The organism is Aminobacter sp. Y103A (genome assembly GCF_030294925.1).
GTDB classification, from domain to species: Bacteria; Pseudomonadota; Alphaproteobacteria; order Rhizobiales; family Rhizobiaceae; genus Aminobacter; species Aminobacter ciceronei.
The window spans coordinates 182724-202500 of sequence record NZ_AP017986.1 but is presented as its reverse complement, the minus strand read 5'-3'; the positions used below and the strand labels follow the sequence as shown (position 1 = coordinate 202500).

General features: G+C 63.4%; 15 protein-coding genes and 1 pseudogene (1 of these 16 running past the window's edge). 6 read left to right on the top strand and 10 right to left on the bottom strand.

Annotated features, from left to right (window positions below):
* Together Amn_RS00990 and Amn_RS00985 are read right to left on the bottom strand one after the other, a co-directional pair.
* Positions 1 to 3121: the 5' portion of a hydantoinase B/oxoprolinase family protein gene (locus Amn_RS00990; RefSeq protein ID WP_286294289.1), read on the bottom strand. Its footprint begins 647 nt before the window's first position; only the first 3121 of its 3768 coding nucleotides appear in the window; it begins with the start codon at positions 3119 to 3121; its stop codon lies beyond the left edge, outside the window.
* 121 nt (positions 3122 to 3242) lie between these two features.
* Complete coding sequence (locus Amn_RS00985; RefSeq protein ID WP_067955483.1) at positions 3243 to 3824, bottom strand: helix-turn-helix domain-containing protein; 582 nt, start codon at positions 3822 to 3824, stop codon at positions 3243 to 3245.
* A 150-nt stretch (positions 3825 to 3974) separates the two neighbouring features.
* Here Amn_RS00985 and Amn_RS00980 point away from each other — a divergent pair, with 150 nt between their 5' ends.
* The 4 genes and pseudogenes from Amn_RS00980 to Amn_RS00965 all read left to right on the top strand — a co-directional run bounded on the left by Amn_RS00980 (position 3975) and on the right by Amn_RS00965 (position 8013).
* On the top strand, positions 3975 to 5177 hold the full coding sequence (locus Amn_RS00980) for a glycine C-acetyltransferase (protein ID WP_286294288.1): 1203 nt from the start codon (positions 3975 to 3977) through the stop codon (positions 5175 to 5177).
* Positions 5178 to 5194: 17 nt separating this feature from the next.
* Positions 5195 to 6217: an L-threonine 3-dehydrogenase gene (gene tdh, locus Amn_RS00975; protein ID WP_067955487.1), complete on the top strand. Its 1023-nt coding sequence runs from the start codon at positions 5195 to 5197 to the stop codon at positions 6215 to 6217.
* Between the two features lie 53 nt (positions 6218 to 6270).
* Positions 6271 to 6570 (top strand): annotated as a pseudogene (secB, locus tag Amn_RS00970) (protein-export chaperone SecB); the annotation flags it as partial.
* 88 nt (positions 6571 to 6658) lie between these two features.
* A protein-coding gene (locus tag Amn_RS00965) for an IS3 family transposase (RefSeq protein ID WP_502874739.1) occupies positions 6659 to 8013 on the top strand; the annotation gives its coding sequence in 2 pieces (ribosomal slippage) (positions 6659 to 7135 and positions 7138 to 8013; 1353 coding nt in all).
* Between the two features lie 327 nt (positions 8014 to 8340).
* Here Amn_RS00965 and Amn_RS00960 read toward each other — a convergent pair.
* Genes Amn_RS00960 through Amn_RS00935 form a run of 6 tightly spaced genes read right to left on the bottom strand, consistent with a single transcriptional unit; the run spans position 8341 to position 14785 of the window.
* Positions 8341 to 9429: a sugar phosphate isomerase/epimerase family protein gene (locus Amn_RS00960; protein ID WP_067955489.1), complete on the bottom strand. Its 1089-nt coding sequence runs from the start codon at positions 9427 to 9429 to the stop codon at positions 8341 to 8343.
* Between the two features lie 20 nt (positions 9430 to 9449).
* On the bottom strand, positions 9450 to 10268 hold the full coding sequence (locus Amn_RS00955) for an ATP-binding cassette domain-containing protein (protein ID WP_286294287.1): 819 nt from the start codon (positions 10266 to 10268) through the stop codon (positions 9450 to 9452).
* Positions 10269 to 10270: 2 nt separating this feature from the next.
* Positions 10271 to 11284: an ABC transporter ATP-binding protein gene (locus Amn_RS00950; protein ID WP_286294286.1), complete on the bottom strand. Its 1014-nt coding sequence runs from the start codon at positions 11282 to 11284 to the stop codon at positions 10271 to 10273.
* 19 nt (positions 11285 to 11303) lie between these two features.
* Positions 11304 to 12155, bottom strand: a complete 852-nt coding sequence (locus tag Amn_RS00945; RefSeq protein WP_286294285.1) for an ABC transporter permease — start codon at positions 12153 to 12155, stop codon at positions 11304 to 11306.
* Positions 12152 to 13195, bottom strand: a complete 1044-nt coding sequence (locus Amn_RS00940; protein ID WP_067955494.1) for an ABC transporter permease — start codon at positions 13193 to 13195, stop codon at positions 12152 to 12154. Before Amn_RS00940 ends, Amn_RS00945 begins: the two co-directional genes overlap by 4 nt.
* 12 nt (positions 13196 to 13207) lie before the next feature.
* Entirely contained in the window at positions 13208 to 14785 is a 1578-nt protein-coding gene (locus Amn_RS00935; protein ID WP_286294284.1) for an ABC transporter substrate-binding protein, read from the bottom strand.
* Between the two features lie 477 nt (positions 14786 to 15262).
* On the opposite strand from Amn_RS00935, the gene Amn_RS00930 reads away from it, so the two are divergent.
* A complete protein-coding gene (locus Amn_RS00930) occupies positions 15263 to 16027 on the top strand; it encodes an aspartate/glutamate racemase family protein (protein WP_286294283.1) in 765 nt (254 codons plus the stop codon).
* 314 nt (positions 16028 to 16341) lie between these two features.
* Positions 16342 to 17052 (top strand): GntR family transcriptional regulator, encoded by a 711-nt coding sequence (locus Amn_RS00925; RefSeq protein WP_263005487.1) that lies wholly within the window; start codon positions 16342 to 16344, stop codon positions 17050 to 17052.
* A 73-nt stretch (positions 17053 to 17125) separates the two neighbouring features.
* Here Amn_RS00925 and puuE read toward each other — a convergent pair whose 3' ends face one another.
* Positions 17126 to 18532, bottom strand: a complete 1407-nt coding sequence (gene puuE, locus Amn_RS00920) for an allantoinase PuuE (protein WP_286294282.1) — start codon at positions 18530 to 18532, stop codon at positions 17126 to 17128.
* A 131-nt stretch (positions 18533 to 18663) separates the two neighbouring features.
* The gene (locus Amn_RS00915) at positions 18664 to 19596 is read right to left on the bottom strand and encodes a sugar phosphate isomerase/epimerase family protein (RefSeq protein ID WP_286294281.1); all 933 of its coding nucleotides are present in this window, start codon (positions 19594 to 19596) and stop codon (positions 18664 to 18666) included.
* Between the last annotated feature and the right edge of the window lie 181 nt (positions 19597 to 19777).

The window sequence follows — 19777 nt, the reverse complement described above, 5'->3', positions numbered from 1 at the left end:
TGTTGTCCTCGACCATGACGCGGAAGGCATAAAGCACGGCGGCGCGGGCCACCGGCTCGGGCGCATTGAAGTTGTTCTTCATCACAGGCGAGGTGCCGGTGAAGTCGACGGTCGCCTTGCGCTCGGCCCGGTCGATGGAGATCCTGACCTTGATGACCTGGCCGGTGTCGGTCGGGTATTCGTACTCAGCATGGTCAGGCAGGCGGTCGAGCACGCAGCGCACGCTTTCGGCGGCGTTGTCCTGGACATGGCCCATATAGGCTTCAACGACGTCGAGGCCGAAATGACCGACCATCTTCCTGAGTTCGGCCACGCCCATTTCATTGGCGGCGATCTGGGCCTTGAGGTCGGCAATGTTCTGCTGCGGGTTGCGGGCGGGATAGGCGTGGTCGGTCAGCAGGCGGTGGAGTTCATTTTCGCGGAACGTGCCGCGCTCGACGAGACGGAAATTGTCGAACAGCACGCCTTCTTCGTCGACAGTCGTTGCCAGCGGGGTCATCGAGCCGGGTGCAGTGCCGCCGACATCGGCGTGATGGCCACGCGCGGCGACCCAAAAGAGGATCTTTCGTGACTGGCTGCTCTCCCCCCTTGCGGGGGAGAGCCCTTCCTCGTCGAACACCGGCGTGACCACCGTAATGTCAGGCAGATGTGTGCCGCCATTGTAAGGAGCGTTCAGCGCGAAGACGTCGCCGGGATGGATGTCGCCCTCGTTGAGACGGATGATGGTTTCGACCGAGCGATCCATCGAGCCGAGATGCACCGGCATGTGGGGTGCGTTGGCGACCAGCGCCCCCGTGCGGTCGAAGACGGCACAGGAGAAGTCGAGCCGCTCCTTGATGTTGACCGAATAGGCAGTGTTCTGCAGCGTCACGCCCATCTGCTCGGCGATCGACATGAACAGGTTGTTGAACACCTCGAGCATGACGGGATCTGCGGCGGTGCCGATGGCGGCGCGACGCTGCTTTTTCTCGACGCGCCGCATGACGACGTGGTTGCGGGCGCTGATCTCCGCGGTCCAGCCGGGTTCGACAACGATTGTCTGGTGGCTCTCTATGATAAGGGCAGGACCTGGGACCTTGTGGCCGGGCCTCATGCCAGCCCGGCGGAAGGCGCCGGCCTCATGCCAGGCGCCTTCGGTGAATATCTTTCTCGTCTCGGCGGTGGTGGCCGGCTTTTCTTCAAGCAGGGTCTCCTGTTCCGAGAGCCCGCGGGCGCTGCCGTCGCGACCCTCCAACACCACCGCTTCGACCACGGTCGGCTTGTCTTTATATATGAAGCCAAACTGCGCCTTGTGGGCAGCCTCGAAGGCAGCCTTGGCCACGGCGATCGAGCCGTGCTCGAAGCCGACCGGCAGGGCGGTGTCGGTGCCGTCGTAGCGGATATGCAGGACAGGCCGCAGGGCGACATCGTCTTCGGCGATGGCCTGACCGGCGAGCTCAGTCAGCACCTCGGCGCGCAGATTGCCGATCAAGGCCTCGATCTCGGCGCGCGATTCCTCGGCCAGCGGCTTGAGCAGCGCCTGCTGCCGCGAGGCGAAGACAGACGACAGGCCGATGCCATAAGCCGACAGCAGGCCGGAGAAGGGGTGGATCAGCACCGCCTCCATGCCGAGTGCGTCGGCCACCAGGCAGGCATGTTGGCCGCCGGCGCCGCCGAAGCAGTTGAGCAGATACTCCGTGACATCGTAGCCGCGCTGGACCGAGATCTTCTTAATGGCGTTGGCCATGTTCTCGACGGCGATGGTGACGAAACCCTCGGCGACCGCCTCGGGGCTGCGGCCATCGCCGATCTCTTCGGCGAGTGCCGCAAACTTCTTGCGTACGACGCGAGCGTCGAGCGGCTGGTCTTGCGCAGGGCCGAAAATAGCCGGAAAGAAATCGGGCTGCAGCTTGCCGAGCATGACATTGGCGTCGGTGACGGCGAGCGGGCCGCCGCGGCGGTAGCAGGCGGGACCGGGATTGGCGCCGGCGGAATCCGGCCCGGCGCGGAAGCGGCCAGCCTCGAAATGCAACACCGAGCCGCCGCCGGCGGCAACGGTGTGGATGCGCATCATCGGGGCGCGGACACGCACGCCGGCGACCTCGGTGTCGAAGCTGCGCTCGTATTCGCCGTCATAATGGGCGACGTCGGTCGAGGTGCCGCCCATGTCGAAACCGATGACCTTGTCGAAGCCGGCAAGCTTGGCCGTCTCGACCATGCCGACGACGCCGCCGGCGGGGCCTGACAAAAGCGCATCCTTGCCCTGGAACAGTTCGGCGGCGGTGAGGCCGCCGGAGGACATCATGAACATGAGGCGAGGGTTTTTGCCCTCCCCCTTGTGGGCAGGGTCGGGGCGCAGCACCGGGGCGGAGGTAGCCCCCGTCGCACTGTCACCCCCACCCCGTCCGTCTTCGCCGTCCGACCCTGTCCACAAGGGGGACGGCAAAACGCCCAATTCCCCTGCCACCTGCCGGACATAGCGCGACAGGATCGGCGACAGGTAGGCATCAACGACAGTCGTATCCCCACGCCCGACCAACTTGATCAGTGGCGAAACCTCGTGGCTGACCGACACTTGGGAGAACCCACATTTGCGGCAAACGGCGGCGACGGCGCGTTCGTGTTCGGGGAACTTCCAGGCATGCATGAAGACGATGGCGACGGCATCGATGCCGTCGGCCCTGGCTTGCAGCAGCTGCGGCTTGATCTCCGCGATATCGAGAAGGCGCTCGACGGTGCCGTCGACCCGCACCCGCTCGTCGACCTCGACGACACGTTCATAGAGTTGCTCGGGCAGGATGATTTCCTTGGCGAAGATGTCCGGCCGGGCCTGGTAGGCGATGCGCAGGGCATCGCGGAAACCCTTGGTGATGAGAAGAAGGACGCGGTCGCCCTTGCGTTCGAGCAGCGCATTGGTGGCAACTGTCGTGCCCATCCTGATGTCACCGATGCTGCCGGGCGGAATGGCCGCTCCCGGCGCCAGGCCGAGCAGGTCGCGGATACCCTGGATGGCAGCATCGCGATAGGCCTCGGGATTTTCCGACAGCAACTTGCGGGGGTGGAGGCGACCATCAGGGTCGCGACCGATGACGTCGGTGAAGGTGCCGCCACGGTCGACCCAGAAATCCCACCTGCCGGACATGACGCTCTCCCTTTTCGCGGTCGCGGCGCGTCGACGAACGGTGCCGCTTGGCTGGGAGGAAGCGGCAGGCTTGCTGCCCCGTCAAGAGCAGAAAATCCGCGCCAGTCCGTGCCTGATGGGATTAGTTGTCCTGGTCGTACAGAACCACCATCAGCGCTCGGGCGGTTTCCGAGCCGCTATTGGCAATTTCGTGGGATACGTCGGCGCGATAGCGTGCCGTCTCGCCTGTCTTCAGCGCCTGCCGTCCCAGCTCGGTTTCCACCGATAGGCCGTCAGTGTTGGCAGTCAGATGCTCGAAGGTGCCGGGCGCATGCGGCGCGCTTTGCAGCTTGCAGCCAGGCGCGATCTCGACCTCGTACCATTCGATACGGCCGGCCAGGGCCGGCGAACTCAGGATACGCAGCCGCCAAGCCCCGTCAGGGCTCTTGATTTCAGGTGTCAGCGCCAGCGTCACCAGTTCGATGGCCTCTGCCTTACGCTGGTGGGTGATGCCGCCCGCGATGAGCTGGGAAAAATCGATGCCGAGGGCCTGGGTCAGCGACCACAGAACGGCGAATGTCGGGTTGGCCTCGCCGCGCTCGATCTGCGACAGCATTGAGCGCGAAACGCCCGAAATCGCCGCAAGCCGGTCGAGCGTCAGGTGGCGCTCCTTGCGTTCCTTCTGGATTACCGGGCCGATCTTCGGCGCGTCGTTCACTTCCATGTCGCCTCCCCCAAAAGCGGCCCACTGATAGCACCGGCTTGGCCGTCCTGCGAGGCATTTGCGTCTGGTTCGCTGGCCCAACAGGATTCCACTAGACTTGCCATCATATCCATTATATCGGAATTTCCACCTTAATGGATGGAGAGACCGTTGAACCAGGATTTCCTTTCCCACATCTCGACCGTTCTCCAGGGCATCGAGGCCGACGGCCTCTACAAGCGTGAGCGCCATATCTCCGGCATGCAGGCCGGCCGTATCAAGGTGAAGGGTCCGGATGGCGAACGCCAGATGGTCAATCTCTGCGCCAACAACTATCTCGGCCTCGCCGACAATGCCGATATCCGCAAGGCGGCGGCAACTGCTCTCGACGAGTTTGGCTTCGGCATGGCCTCGGTGCGCTTCATCTGCGGCACCCAGACGCTGCACCGCGAGCTTGAGCACGCCATATCAGACTATCTCGGCAAGGACGATGCGATCCTGTTCGCTGCCTGCTTCGACGCCAATGGAGCGCTGTTCGAGCCGTTGCTCGGCGCCGAGGACGCCATCATCTCCGACAGTCTGAACCATGCCTCGATCATCGACGGCGTCAGGCTCTCCAAGGCCAAGCGGTTCCGCTACGCCCAGGGCGACATGGACGACCTGGAGACCCAACTCAAGCAGGCCGCAGTTGACGGCGCGCGCTTCAAGCTGGTCGTCACCGACGGCGTGTTCTCGATGGACGGCCACGTCGCCAAGCTCAAGCAGATCTGCGATCTCGCCGAGCGCTATGGCGCCATCGTCGCCGTCGACGATTGTCATGCCACCGGCCATATCGGCGAAGAAGGCCGCGGCACGCCGGCGCTGACGGGCGCCGGCAACCGCGTCGACATCGTCACCGGAACGCTGGGCAAGACGCTGGGCGGCGCGATGGGCGGCTTCATCGCGGCGTCGCAGCCGATCATCGACCTGCTGCGCCAGCGCGCGCGCCCCTACCTCTTCTCCAACAGCCTGGCGCCAGCCGTTGCCGCCGGCTCGCTGAAGGCGATCGAGATCGCGCGTGGCGCCGACGATCTGCGTGCAAAACTCGGCCGCCACACCACACGCTTCCGCGATGGCCTGACCCAAGCCGGCTTCACGCTGCTTCCCGGCGAGACGCCGATCATCCCGGTCATGCTGGGTGATGCGGTGCTGGCGCAGCGAATGGCCAAGGCGCTCGACGAGCGCGGCGTCTATGTCGCCGGCTTCTTTTATCCAGTGGTGCCTCAGGGCAAGGCGCGCATCCGCACCCAGATGTCGGCAGCGCTCGACGAGCAGGACATCACCTTCGCCATCGACGCCTTTGCCGACGCCGGCAAGTCGCTCGGCATCATCTGAGTTTCAGGAGTTTTCCCATGCGCGCACTGGTCAAGGCCAAGGCTGAACCCGGCATCTGGATGGAAGACCGGCCCGTACCGGAGGTCGGCCCCGACGACGTGCTGATCAAGGTCAACAAGACAGGCATCTGCGGCACCGACATCCACATCTACAAGTGGGACGAATGGGCGGCCAAGACCGTGCCGGTATCGATGATAACCGGCCACGAATATGCCGGCGAGATCGTCGAGCTGGGTTCGCATGTGCGCGGCTTCAAGGTCGGTCAGCGCGTGTCGGGCGAAGGCCATGTCATCGGTATGCGCAGCCGCGCCAGCCGCGCCGGCCGCTACCATCTCGATCCGGAGACCCAAGGCATCGGCGTCAACCTGCCCGGCGCCTTCGCCGAATATGTCCGCATCCCCGCCTTCAACGTGGTGCCGCTGCCCGACACCATCGACGACGAGCTCGGCGCCATCCTCGACCCGCTCGGCAACGCCGTACATACGGCGCTGTCTTTTGACGTTGCCGGCGAGGACGTGCTGATCACCGGCGCCGGCCCGATCGGCATCATGGGTGCTGCGGTGGCGCGGCATTGCGGCGCGCGCCATGTCGTCATCACCGACGTCAACCCCAAGCGCCTCGAACTCGCCACCCAGGTCGCCGACGTCACGCCCGTCAACGTCGCCGAGGAAGACCTGCGCGACGCCATGGCGCGGCTACGCATGCGCGAAGGCTTCGACGTCGGCTTCGAGATGAGCGGCTCGCCCGCCGCCTTCGACCAACTGATCGAACACACGCTGATGGGCGGCCGTATCGCGCTGCTCGGCGTGCCGGCAAAGCCGTTCCCGATCGATCTTTCCAAGATCGTCTTCAAGATGATCACGCTGAAGGGCATCTATGGCCGCGAGATGTTCGAGACCTGGCACAAGATGCTGGCGATGCTGGAAAGCGGCCTCGACATCCGCAAGGTGATCACCAGCCGCATGAAGGCCGACGACTACCAGGCCGCCTTCCATAACGCCGCCAATGGCGAAGCGGGGAAGATCGTGCTCGAGTGGTAGGCTACTACACGCCTGCTGAAGACAAAAAGGGCCGCGCCGACATGACGGACAAGCAGTTCGACGTCAACCTGACGTTGAGTGCGAAGGCTGCCTTCGACAAGGATGTGCTGTTCAACGTCGAGTTGGTCTATGGCGGCGTGTTCCGCATCGACGGCTTTCCGCAGGAGCACATGCTGCCGCTGCTCTTCATCGAGTGCCCGCGCCTGCTGTTCCCGTTCGCTCGTCAGATCATCGCCGAAGCGACCCGCAACGGCGGCTTCCCGCCGCTGATGCTCGACCCGATCGATTTCGCCCAGATGTTCCAGCAGAAGATCGCCGAGGAACAGGCCGCTTCCAAGGTCAAGGTCAGCTAAGACCCCACGCCTTCAAGCGTCATCAATCAAAAGCCCGGCCTCAGTGAACTGACCCCCGAAAGTTGGACACAACCTTCGGGGGTTTTGCATGTCCAAACACAGTGCGCGTTTCAAGCGCTCGGTTGTCGATAGCTATTTGTGCGGGGATGAAAGCTACGCGAGTGCGGCGTCGAAGCGTGGAGTTGACGCGGCGACTGTCCGCAAGTGGGTGGCTTTTTACCAGGCGCATGGCTGGGCGGGACTGTCGGGCAAATACGATCATTACGACGCGACGTTCAAGCTGTCAGTGCTCGAGCGGATGTGGCGAGAAGGTCTGTCGTATCGCCAGACGGCGGCGTTGTTCAATATCCGCAATGCCAGTTGCCTGGCGGGCTGGGAGAAGCGCTATCATGCGGGTGGGATAGAGGCACTCGGCCCACGTCCCGGAGGACGCCCCATGTCGAAGCCGCCGGCCCCCGCAGTGCCTGTTGCACCCAGTGACGAAGCCAAAAGCCGGGAAGAACTGCTGGCCGAGCTGAAGCAACTGCGGATGGAGAACGCCTACCTAAAAAAACTGGAGGCCTTAACGCAGGGACACGCGCCCAAAAAGCACAAGCCGTCCAGGCGTTAAGGCCGTTGCATCCGCTTGAGGGCCTGCTCGATCTGGCGAAGCTGCCGCGCAGCACGTTCTATTACAGGCAAAAGGCAGCCTCGCGCCCGGACCGCCATGTGGCGCTGAAGGAGGCGATCAAGGCCATCTTCGACAGCCACAAGGGCCGCTACGGCTATCGCCGGGTGACTGCGCAACTGCGCCAGTCGGGTCAAGGCGTCAACCACAAGACCGTCCAGAGCCTGATGGCCGGGATGGGTTTGAAGTCGCTGGTCAGGCCGAAGAAGTATCGTTCCTACAGGGGCGAGGTTGGGCGGACCGCTCCCGATCTGTTGCAGCGCAAGTTCAGCGCCGACCGCGCCAACTGCAAATGGGTGACCGACGTGACGGAGTTCAGCGTGGCCGGCGACAAGCTCTACCTGTCTCCCATCATGGACCTCTACAATGGCGAGATCGTCGCCTTCGAGACGGCGCGCCGCTCGCGCTTCAAACTGGTGGACAATATGCTGACAAAAGCCTTCGCCCGGCTCAATGAGGACGAACGGCCGACCCTGCATTCCGATCAGGGATGGCAGTACCAGATGTCGGCATTCCAGCGCAGGCTGGAAACCAGAGGCCTTGCACAAAGCATGTCACGCAAAGGCAATTGCCTCGACAACGCACCGATGGAGAGCTTCTTCGCCACGCTCAAGTCCGAGCTCTTCCACCCGGAAAGGTTCGAAACTGTCCAAAGCCTCGATAAGGCCATCGAGCGCTACATCGACTATTACAACCACCGCCGCATCAAACTGAAACTGAAAGGGCTGGCCCCTGTGCAATACAGGACCCAGCCCTTAAATCTACCAGCTCAATGAACCGTCCAACTTTACGGGGTCAGTTCACGACTGCGCGGCCTTTTTGTTGGGGCACGTTCGCAAGCGATTGACGTGTTCGCCCAGCAACCCCTCTCCGCCTCGCTGCGCTCGGCACCTCTCCCCAAAGGGGCGAGGAACCCAGGTTCTGAACGCTCAACGAGACTTCGGATACGTGCCAGCGCCTGTCCAGCTTGGGTTCCTCGCCCCTCTGGGGAGAGGTGGCCCGAAGGGCCGGAGAGGGGTTTGATGACAAACAGTCAGCGGCAAAAAGAAAAACCCGCGGAAGCTGCTTCCGCGGGTTTTGCCGTTCGCAGTCGATAAACCGGCCTACGCCGCCTTCTGCAGTGGCAGGCCGAGCTCCTGGCAGATGCCCCTGACGTGGGCGGCACTTGTCTTGATGTAGTCGACCGTCTCGGCATAGTGGTAGTTCTTCACAGCCCAGGCAGCGAAGCTTTCGCGGTCCAGGACCTCGCCGCTGGCGATGCGGGCAGCGTAGTCCTGCACCATCTTCATATAGTCGGCATACTCCTCGACACTGAGGTCGGGGTGGCCTTCGAGCCATTTGGGATCGGCGATCTCGATGATCATCTTGGGCGGGTTGCGCGGCCGGTCCGAGAAAGATTCGTAGTTTTCGATCGACAGGTTGAGACCGGGATTGGCGGCGGCCAGGATCGGCATGATGGCGCGGAAATCGACGACGCCGCCGCCGCAAGGGCGCATCTGGAAATCGAGCACCTCGCCATCATAGGCAATCAGCGCGTCCTTGATGTGGGACTGGCGTACATAAGGCGCCACGCGCCTGGCCGCCCAGACCGGGTGCTCGGCGCGCTGCAGCACGTTGGCCGTGTCGAAGACGATGCCCGTCGTATCCGGCCCGACTTCCTCGACCAGCCGCACCAGTTCGAAGGAGGTGATCTCTTCATGCGTCTCGAGGTTCAGATGGATGCCGAGGTCGCGAGAGATCGGCGCGAGCTTCTTGAGGAAGCGCGCGGTGGCGTCGAGCTGCTCTTGCCAGGTCACGTCGGTGCGGAAACGGTCGTAGGCGAAGCGGCCGGTATAGGCCGGCTTGTAGTTGGCGGTCGCCACCCAGAGTTCGCGGCAGTCGATGGCGGCACAGGCCTCCATCATGCGGCGGAAGCCGAGCACGATGTCGCCGTCGCCGATGAGGCGCAGTTCGGGCGCCTCGGGGGTGGCATAAGGATTGACCTTGCCGAGGCCGGTTTCGAGATACATGCCGAGTTCGTCGGCGCGCTGTTTGATCTCGCCGAGATAGCCGGCATCCAGCGTCGGGCTCATGTCGAGCACGGTGCGGAAGAACAGGCCCTCCATGCCCAGCTCCTTGGCATGATCGAAGCTGGCCACAGGTCCGCGCTTGGTGGCTTCGGGAATCTTGCGGCCATCGACACCGATACGCATCGGCAGTCTCCTTGGTAATGTCAGTTTGCGGTTTCGAGGCGGCGCGCTGCACGGCGGGCGCGGCCGGCGACGGGATCGGGTACCGGCACCGCCGCCAGCAGCGACTGGGTGTACGGCATGCGGGGGTTGCCGAAGATTTCGTCGCGCGAACCCTGCTCGACGACCTTGCCCTTGTGCAGCACGACGATCTTTTCGCAGAGATGGCGGACAACCGCCAAGTCGTGCGCAACGAAGACGATGGCGAGGTTCAGCTTCTTCTGCATGTCCTGCAGCAGGTTGATGACCTGCGCCTGCACCGACACGTCGAGGGCCGCCACCGGCTCGTCGCAGACGAGGATGCGCGGGCGGATGACAAGCGCGCGCGCAATGGCGATGCGTTGGCGCTGGCCACCGGAGAAGGAGCGCGTGTAGCGGTCCATGTCGTTGGGGTTGAGGCCGACCATGTCCATGATCTCGGCGACCCGCTTGCGGCGTGCAGCCGCCGTCGGCTCGAGCTTGTGGATCAAAAGTCCCTCGCCGATCAGCTCCTCGATCGTCATGCGCGGGTTGAGGCTGCCATAGGGGTCCTGGAACACCATCTGCACTTCGCGGCGGAAACGCCTGAGCTCCTCGCCCTTGGCATGGATGACGTCGATGCCGTCATATGTGATCGCACCGTCTTCCGGCTTGATCAGCGCCAGCATGCATTTGGCGATCGTCGACTTGCCGGATCCCGATTCACCAACGAGGCCGATGGCCTCGCCGGTGTCGATGTTGAGCGTGACGTCGTGCAGCACCTTGGCCGGCGGGTTGGGGAAGGCATTGTATGACTTGCTGATGCTGTCGATGGACATGAGCATGGTCAGGCGCCCTTTCTGTCATGCTGGTGGCCGTCATGCAGGTGGCAGGCGACGCGCGACAGACCGACCGGCAATAGCATGGGCAGGTCCTTGTCGCAGCGTTCGAAGCGCTGATCGCAGCGCGGATGGAATGGGCAACCGCCCGGCCGCGCCAGTGGTGGCGGCGGCGCACCTGGGATGGCGTAGAGCGTGTTGAGATCCTGGTCGATGCGCGGCACCGCCTTGATCAGCCCTTGTGTGTAGGGATGGCTCGGCTTGGCGAATACGCTCGCAACTTCGCCATCCTCGACGATGCGGCCCGAATACATGACCATCACCCGTTCGGCGAAACCGGCGACGACTCCGAGGTCATGGGTGATGAACAGCACTGCCAGACCACGGCGCGTCGACACGTCGTCGAGCAGGTCGAGCACCTGGTCCTGCACGCGCACGTCGAGCGCCGTCGTCGGTTCGTCGGCGATCAGCAGGCGCGGCTCGCCGATCAGCGCCATCGCCAGCACGACGCGCTGGCGCATGCCGCCGGAGAACTCGTGCGGATAGGCATCGAGGCGTTGGGCGGCGCGGTCGACGCCGAGCTCATCGAGCACGGCGAGCGCCCGCTTGCGCGCCTCGGCCTTGCCGATGCCTCGGATGCGCAGCGTCTCGGCGACCTGGTCGCCGATGGTCATCAGCGGATCGAGGAAGCTCATCGGATCCTGAAAGACCATGGCAATGGAGCTGCCGCGCAGCCTGCCCATGTCACGGTCCGACAGTTTGAGCAGGTCGGTGCCGTCGAAGTCGACCCGGCCGGACAGCCTGGCGAGGCGGTCGAGCCGCATCAACGCGCGTGCCGTCAGCGACTTGCCCGAGCCTGACTCGCCGACCAAGGCGACGCGCTCGCCGACACCGATGCTGAAATCGACGCCATCGACGATGCGGACGCTCGCGCCGCTGCGGCCAAGCGGCATGTCGACTGTCAGCTTGTCGACGGTGACGAGAGGCGGACGAAGCGGGGTAACAGTGGACTGGTCGGGCATGGGGTGCACGGTCCTCATCTCAGTTGCCCCTCAAGGACGGATCGCGACGGACCTGGATGATGTCGCCGAGCAGGCCGAAGGCGATCGAGGTAATGGCAACCGCCGCACCGGGAGCGACGACGGTCCACCAGGCGGTCGAGACATAGCCGCGGGCGGCGGCGATGGTGGCGCCCCATTCGGCGCTCGGCGGCTGGGCGCCGACGCCGATGAAGGACAGGCTCGCCAGCACCAGCACCGTCGTGCCGATGTCGCCGGCCCATTTGACGATCAAGACGTCGAGCGAATTGGGCAGCACATGCTTGGTCATCAGCCGCCACTTCGACACGCCCAGCACCTGGGCGCCGGCGACGAAGGGCTGCTCCATGGTCTGGCACATGATGCCGCGCAGCATGCGGGCGGTGATCGGCCAGCCCGTTATGGCCATGGCGATGATCGCCGAGCGCAGGCTGGCGCCCATGGCGGCGGCGAAGCCGAGCGCCACGATCATGCCGGGCAGTGCCAGGCCGATGTCGGTGATGCGCATCAGGCCCTCGTCGAGCCAGCGCGGACCGGCGGCAGCGACTGTGGCAAGCGTGACGCCGATCAGCGAATAGAGCGTTACCACCAGGAAGGCCGAGAGCAGGGTCGTCTGGGCACCGACGATGAGGCGCCAGAACACGTCGCGGCCCTGGTCGTCGGTGCCGAACCAGTTGGCCGCACTCGGCGGCATCAGTGAGTTGGCGATGTCGGAATTGTAGATGCTGTCCGGCGCCAGGAACGGACCGAAGACGGCGATCACCAGCAGCGCGATGACAAGCGTGAAGACGAAGATCTCGAAGGCACTGAAGCCTTCCTTGCGGCGGGTAGTTGCCGGCTGGGCGATGGCGGTCATTGGCCCTGGCTCCCCAGTTGTGCGGCGCGAATGCGCGGGTCGACAAGAAGCTGGAGGATGTCGACGATCAGGTTGACGAGGCAGACGACGGTGCCGATGAACATCACCGACCCCAGCACGGCGAAGGCGTCCTTCTGGGCGACGGCATTGAACATGTAGGCCCCGATGCCCTGGCGAGCGAAGACGGTCTCGACCAGCACTGCCGAGCCGATCATCGCGCCGGCCTGGGTGCCCGAAAGGGTCAGCACCGGGTTGAGGCTGTTGGGCAAGGCGTGGCGCACCAACATATGGCGGGCGGTGGCGCCCTTGGCGCGCACGGCCATGATGAAGTCCGAGCGTAGTACACCGAGCAAGGCGGCCCGCAACGTGCGGAAAATCTGGGTAGCGAACAGCGCCGCCAGCACGGCCGCCGGCAGGATGATGTGGTGCAGCGTATCGAAGAAGCCGGCAAAATTCCCGGCGATCAGGGCATCGACGGTCGGCGCACCAGTGACGACCGGCGAGTTCATGCCATAGCCCTGCTGGCCCGAGATCGGCACCACGCGCCAGACGCTGCCCAGCACATATTGCAGCACCAGCGCGAGCCAGAAGGCGGGCATGCCGCCGAGCATGACGGCGGTGACGCGGCTGGTCGTGTCGAAGACGCCACCCTGGCGGTAGGCGGCAATGATGCCGGCCGGGATGGCGACCGCCAGATTGAGCAGCATGGCAACGAAGACGAGCTCCAGCGTGCTCGGCAGCACCTTTTCGAGATCGGCCAGAACAGGCTGTAGGGTAACGATCGACGTACCCAGGTCGCCGCGCAGGAGGCGACCCAGGAAGCTCAGATATTGCATGATGACCGGGGCATCGAGCCCCAGCCTTTCACGCACCGCCTCGATCTGGGCGGCGGAGGCGTCCGCGCCGGCGGCCATCTGGGCCTCGTCGCCGGGCATCAGCTTGATCATCAGGAAGACCAGCGAGGCCAATCCCCAAAGGGTCAACAGTGTCAGGCCCAGACGTCGGCCGAGGAACCAGGAATAGGCGCGGAACGCGAGCATCTCAGACCTCGCTTACGGCTTGGCGAGCCGGAAGTCCGCCGGCTCGGCGGGCGTGGCGAGCATGCTGGCCTTGAGGTCTGCAAGCGTGCCGACACGGTAGGCGGCTGGCTTGTAGACACCATACATGTCGACCATCACGGAGTCATTGTCGAGAATGGTCTGGACCTGCTTGTAGATGCCGCAACGCTTGGCTTCGTCGGCGGTGGCAAGGGCCGTGTCGAGCAGCTTGTCGACCTCGGGATTGGCATAGCCGGTACGGTTGGTGCCGATCGCATCCGACTTGTAGCCCTTGACCAGCATGATGCCGGCTTCCGGGAACTGGGCGAAGTCCTCGAGCAGCATCATCTGCGGGATCGAATTCGGATCCTTCAGGCTGGCGAGATAGTTCGGGAAGGCGATCGGCTCGAGCTCGAGCTCGACGCCGATCTCGCGCAGGTTGGATTGGAACAGCGTCGCTTCCTGCTTCTGCAGCTCGAACACCGGCTGGAAGTTCATCTTGAGCTTAAGATTGGCCGCGCCTGCTTCGGCGAGCATCGCCTTGGCGGCGTCGAGATCGCGCTTCACCTCTGGCAGTTCAGGACGGCAGTCGAGGCGGGCCGGCAGCGGCCCATTGGCGATCTTACCGTTGCCGCCACGGATGCCACGCAGACCGCCGGCATAGTCGTAGACCATGCGCAGCGCCTTGCGTACCTTGGGATCGGCGGTCGGACCGACCTTGGTGTTGAACAACACTTCCGTCTGGTAGCTGGTGTTGATCGGCACAACCTTCAGCGCCGGGTCGGTGGCCATGGCGGCGGCATCGCGGTCGGCAAAGCCGAAGGCGACGTCGATGTTGCCGGCGCGGAGTTCGTCGCGGCGCGTCGAGCTTTCGTCGATGCGGCGGAAGACGATGGATTCGGGGCGGCCGGCTTCGACTGCCCAGTAGCCGGGGAACAGGTCGATCACCACGGCCTGCGACTGGTCGCCCAGCACGTAGGCGCCGGAGCCGGCATCATGCGCCTGGAGCCAACCCTGGCCGTCATCGGCGCCCTTGTTGGCTTCAACCAGTGCCGAATTCAGGATGTAGACCTTGCTAAGCGACGGCAGGAACAGCGTGTTCGGCTTGGACAGGTTGATGGTCAGATGGGTGTCGTCGGTGACGGTGGTCGAAACATAGCCGTCGATCAGCGAGGCGACGCCGGTGCCGAGGCGCTTCAACCGGTCGAGCGTGTAGGCGACGTCCTTGGCAGTCAGCGCCGTGCCGTCATGGAACTTCACATCGGGACGCAGCGTAAACGTGATCGACTTGGCGTCATCGGCATAGGCGTATTCTGTCGCCAGCGAGCCGACGAGCTTGGTGTCGTCGTAAGTCACCAGCGTATCGTAGACGGCGCTGATGATGGTGTTGGTCTGGTTGTAGTCGGCGCGCAATGGGTCGAGCGTGTTGATCTGGCCACCGAGGCCGACAATGATCGTGTGCTCGCGATCCGCGGCAATGGCCGCCGAGCCGCCGAAACCGACCGCCACGGCAAGGGCCGCGCCCCCGACTGTCGCCAGAAACTGTCGCCGGCTGCCTGACAGCGCGGAGAAGGCCGAGAAGAAAGCATGCATGATTGTCGCTCCCATATGCTGAGTTAACTCTGCCTTTTCGCAAAGGCGCTCCCATCACTTTTGTATCCGATTTTTTCCCCAGTGGATACATAAATGTTGAGTGATGTGTGCACACGCCAACGACTTCCAGCCTTCGTGAAAAACATTGCATAAAAACAGTTACTTAAGATGCCATCCGGAAGACCTCTGCGCCCGCCTCGTGAAAAATGCGTTCCTCGGTGCAGCCGCGATGATGGATCCAACCCGGTATCGATCTGTCATTTTTCATCCGACAGGATGCCGGTTTCGCGGGGAGATTGCTCGCTTTCTGGGCCGAACTGCATCCAATTTTTGGATACAAACTTTACATCTTATCTGATACAATGATATCAGGCCGAGCTGAAGATGCTTCACAAAAGGCGTCCGCGTCCCGACTCTCAAACCATCGTGCTGTTGCACGAGGGGCGGAAGCAAAGACCGTGATATCAAAGGAATTCGATGCGCCGCCTGCCTCGCCTGCTCGTCATCAACCCCAACACCTCGACCGGCGTCAGCCAGGTCATCGACGCACTCGTGCGCGAAGAGGTGGCGGGCGCCGCAGAGACGCAGACCGTCACCGCCAGTTTCGGCTTCAGCTACATCTCGACCCGTGTCGCGGTTTCGATCGCCGCACACGCCGTGCTTGACGCAGCCGCCAAGGCCATTGGTGAGGGTGCGAGGCCCGACGCAATCGTACTCGCCTGCTTTGGCGACCCCGGCCGCGAGGCGCTCGCCGAGATGACCAGGCTGCCGGTGATCGGATTTGCCGAAGCCGGCCTGCTGGCCGCAGCGGCTATGCCGGGAACCTCGCTCGTTTCGACCAACGGCACGGTCTGGTGCGAAATGCTCGGCGAACTAGTGCTGAAACTCGGCCTCGGCGACAAGATAGCCGGTATCCGGTCCATCGAGTCTGTGGCCGACGATGCACGATCCATCGCCAGCTTCCTGGCGATGGAAGCCAAGGCACTCGGGGCTGAACGTGTCGTCTTGGGCGGCGCCGGGCTGATCCCTGTTTTGGCCGAGGTCATCGCGGCTGCGGAAGTGCCGGTTGTCGACCCTCACCGCATCGCCATCGGCAAGGCGCTACGCCTGGCGGCAGACCCACTGCCGGCTGCGGCGGATGCACCCGCGCCTGCGACCGAAACCTTCGGCCTGTCGCCCTTCCTGAAGCAGGCACTGGGCCAGCCAGCACCCCAACTGCAGCGCCGGAGTGGCGGGAGCTGAGCGACTGCCGATCAGACGAAAATCAGCTCATTTTCAAATCGTATTCAAAAGTCCTTACGATTGCGCGCAATAGTTTTCGCTATTGTATTAGAAAACATGTGCTAGAGTGGCCGCAATATAAACAAGGCGCCTGCGCTGGCTTGCAGCGGAGGGAATTCGGCGGCAATGGCACGCCCGCTGCGTCGTACGACACCGGCTAATATAAAACGAATAACGAAGCAAGGCTTGCATTCCTCTTGTCTTCCGCCGTGCGCCGATGCATCTGAGACGTAGCATTGTTGCGCGCTGCCTGTACAACTCTGGCTGGTGAGGGAATGGCGAAAGCTGCGAATACTGATCTCGACGAGAAAGCCGGATCGAAGATCGATGCGATCTATCAAGCTCTGTTCAGGGCCATTCTGGCGCGTGAACTGACACCCGGCACAAAGCTCAGCGAAGAATCGATCGGCGCGCTGTTTTCTGTCAGCCGCACCATCGTGCGCGCCGCGCTCAACCGCCTGCACACCGAATCACTGGTCGAGTTCCGGCAGAATCGCGGCGCCTTCGTTGCCAGCACGACACCCGACGAGGCGCGCCAGGTGTTCGAGGCGCGCAATGCCATCGAACGCGAGATCTTTTCCAAGCTGGCGACCGTCGTCACCGACAAGCAGATCGCAATGCTGGAACAGCATCTGGAAAAGGAACACAGCATCCGCCACGCCGGCGACCATACGGCGGCGATCGTCGCCTCGGGCGAGTTTCATCTACTCGCCGCACAGATGGCCGGCAACGAGGTGCTCGCCGGTTTCCTCAAATCGCTGATCTCGCGGACGTCGCTGATCCTCGCCCAGCACAGCACGCATCAGGAAACCGACTGCAGCGTCGACGAACATGTGGCGATTCTGCAGGCGCTCAGGGCCCGCGATCCCAAGGCCAGCGCCGACGCGATCATCGAGCATCTGCAGCAGGTGTTCGAGCAGGCCAATATCGGCCAGACCAAGCGCACCAAGCGCAACCTCAGCGAAATCCTGTCACGTTACGCCTGAGGCAAATCGGCATTCTTGACGCGTCGCTCGAAAACCACTTGCGGGTCTCGAGCGACGTGTTCGCCATAGATCCTTAGGCCGAGAACCGTGCCTCGACCTGGATCTCCGCCAGCCGCTCGACCTCGCCATAGGTGACGGCCAGTTCGGTGTCGCGGTCCGTCTCGATCCGCGCGCCCAGCGAAGCCAGTAGGGATGCGGTGGTGTAGTTGCGCACGACAAAGATGGCGCCGAAGCCAAATTTTTCCTCATAGGCGCCGAGCAGTTCCAGCAGCAACTGCTGCTGGCCGGCGGTCATGGCGTCGAGGCTCTCTGCGTCCTTCTCGTCGGCGACAATCCTTGCGGCCTTGATGCGCGGATCGAGTGGCGTGTAGGCCTTCACCACCTCGAATTTCTCGGCCTCGTCGGCAGCACGGAACTGGGTACGCAGTGCAAAGAACAGGCCATAGGGGCTATCATTGACAGGCGCCAGCTCGCCATCGAAGGCGCGTTCGGCCAGCACTTCTCCATTGCGGAAGCACTGACCGAAGGTCTCGACAAACCCAACCTTGTCCATCTTCGACGGCACCAGCTTCGGCTTCACGTGGGGATGTTCCTTTGCCCAATGCCGGGCAATGTCGATGCGGCGGGCGATCCAGACCTTGTCGTGGCTCTGTACATGTTCGATGAAGCGCTTGAGCGCCGCGATGCGGCCGGCCCGGCCGACGAGGCGACAATGCAGGCCGATGGAGAACATCTTCGGCCGCCCGGCTGCACCTTCGGCATAGAGATAGTCGAAGGTGTCCTTGAGATAGGCGAAGAACTGGTCGCCCGAATTGAAGCCGTTCGGCGTGCCGAAGCGCATGTCATTGGCTTCGAGCGTGTAGGGGATGATCAGTTGCGCGCGGCTCTGGTGCTCGCGCCAGTAGGGCAGGTCGTCGTCATAGGTATCGGAGACATAGGCGAAGCCGCCCTCCTCGGAGACCAGGTCAACGGTGTTGACCGAGCAGCGGCCGGTGTACCAGCCGGTGGGGCGCTCGCCGGTGGCCAGCGCGTGCAGGCGGATCGCTTCCTTTATCTGGGCACGCTCCTCATCGGCCGGCATGTCCTTGTGCTCGACCCATTTGTAGCCATGGCTGGCGATTTCCCAATCGGCCTGCTGCATGGCGCGCAACTGTTCAGGTGCGCGCATCAGCGCGGTTGCGACGCCATAGACAGTGACCGGCACGTCGAGGTCGGTGAACAGGCGATGCAGCCGCCAGAATCCGGCGCGGGCGCCATATTCGTAGACCGACTCCATGTTCCAGTGGCGCTGGCCCGGCCACTGCGCAGCACCCGGGATTTCCGACAGGAAGGCCTCGCTGGCGGCATCGCCATGCAGTATGTTGTTTTCGCCGCCTTCCTCGTAGTTGAGCACTAACTGCACGGCAACGTAGGCGCCGCCCGGCCAGTTGGCATGGGGCGGGTTCTCGCCGTAGCCGCGCATGTCGCGAGGGTAACGCATGAAGGCCTCCTTGGGTGCGCGGTCGCTTCCCGCGCGAATGACTGTGTTTTGACGTCCGACGTCGCGGCATAAGCCCGGCGCCTCATATTCGGTTCACTGTGAAAATCGTATCCAATAATTCGGCGAAAGGACTATGGCAGGCCTCTACGCAATGCCTTTGTCAGCCGCGCGACAGGCGCCGCCTGGTCCCACGGCACCTGGCGCGTTCCAAACTTCGCTGCCATCGCCAGCACCGAGGCAAATTCTCCGACGGCAACCGGCGGCTGGTTGTTGAGCCAGTGCCGGTCGAACACCGGCATGGCGAACTGGCCGGCATGCATCTCGATCCAGACTTTCGCGTCGGGCAGCAGCGGCCTGATACCATTCCAGTCGACAAAACCTTCGCCGAGCGGTGCCAGGAAGCGTCGGATACCGTTCTCCTGGAAGCGCATGACGGCATCATCGACATAAAGCTGAGTAGCGTATGGCGCGACACGCCGGGCCGCCGCGACAGGATCCTCCAGCCGGCAGAGCACGTTGACCGGGTCGAAGGCCACACCGAGCACATCGGTCCCGATCCTTTCGACCAGCGCCACGATCTCTGATGTTGCTATTTCCTCATGCGTTTTGAGCAGCAGCTTCGAGCCATTCCGGCGCAGGGCCGGGGCGCAGCGGCCAAGCAGCTCAGCTACGCCGTCGAGCTGGGCCTGCCAGCTCACATCGGCCTCGAAGCGGTCCTCGATCATGCCGATGATGAAGAACATGTCGCGGATGTCGATGCCGGCGGCGAGATCGACCAGTCTCTCGATACCTGCCTGCATGTCGCCACCGCCGGCGTCGACGATCGGCCGGCTGCGGGCGGGCAGCGCCGGATTGACGATGCCGAGCATCGACGAGATTTCCAGGCCCAAGCGGTTCGCCTCGGCCCGGGCAGCGGCCAATTCTGCCGGATCGAGCGTCGGGCTGACGTCGAAGAGTGAGTTGAACAACAGCCCCTGCAGCCCCAGCTTCGCGGCGGCCTGCAGCGCCTCGACAGCAGTGAGGCTGCGGCCGTCCGGCAATGAACTCTTGATGATGCCGATCATGCTGACGCCTCGCCGGAAAAAATGGTGCGCAGCAGCCGTCTGGGCGCGTTGGACAGCGGCCAGCCTGGCGACCCAAGCACTTGGATACTATCTTGTATCAAAAAATGCTTGTCAATGGATACAATCACTGTCATCAGCATTCTACGAAATTGCCGCGCCTCGCGCGTATCGAAGGAGCCAT

What these genes read in the sequence shown, in the direction of transcription:
- Amn_RS00985 (WP_067955483.1), bottom strand. Translation starts at nt 3,824, where the DNA reads ATGGAAGTGAACGACGCGCCGAAGATCGGCCCGGTAATCCAGAAGGAA.
- tdh (WP_067955487.1), top strand. Translation starts at nt 5,195, where the DNA reads ATGCGCGCACTGGTCAAGGCCAAGGCTGAACCCGGCATCTGGATGGAA.
- Amn_RS00960 (WP_067955489.1), bottom strand. Translation starts at nt 9,429, where the DNA reads ATGCGTATCGGTGTCGATGGCCGCAAGATTCCCGAAGCCACCAAGCGC.
- Amn_RS00955 (WP_286294287.1), bottom strand. Translation starts at nt 10,268, where the DNA reads ATGCTCATGTCCATCGACAGCATCAGCAAGTCATACAATGCCTTCCCC.
- Amn_RS00950 (WP_286294286.1), bottom strand. Translation starts at nt 11,284, where the DNA reads ATGCCCGACCAGTCCACTGTTACCCCGCTTCGTCCGCCTCTCGTCACC.
- Amn_RS00945 (WP_286294285.1), bottom strand. Translation starts at nt 12,155, where the DNA reads ATGACCGCCATCGCCCAGCCGGCAACTACCCGCCGCAAGGAAGGCTTC.
- Amn_RS00940 (WP_067955494.1), bottom strand. Translation starts at nt 13,195, where the DNA reads ATGCTCGCGTTCCGCGCCTATTCCTGGTTCCTCGGCCGACGTCTGGGC.
- Amn_RS00935 (WP_286294284.1), bottom strand. Translation starts at nt 14,785, where the DNA reads ATGCATGCTTTCTTCTCGGCCTTCTCCGCGCTGTCAGGCAGCCGGCGA.
- Amn_RS00930 (WP_286294283.1), top strand. Translation starts at nt 15,263, where the DNA reads ATGCGCCGCCTGCCTCGCCTGCTCGTCATCAACCCCAACACCTCGACC.
- Amn_RS00925 (WP_263005487.1), top strand. Translation starts at nt 16,342, where the DNA reads ATGGCGAAAGCTGCGAATACTGATCTCGACGAGAAAGCCGGATCGAAG.
- puuE (WP_286294282.1), bottom strand. Translation starts at nt 18,532, where the DNA reads ATGCGTTACCCTCGCGACATGCGCGGCTACGGCGAGAACCCGCCCCAT.
- Amn_RS00915 (WP_286294281.1), bottom strand. Translation starts at nt 19,596, where the DNA reads ATGATCGGCATCATCAAGAGTTCATTGCCGGACGGCCGCAGCCTCACT.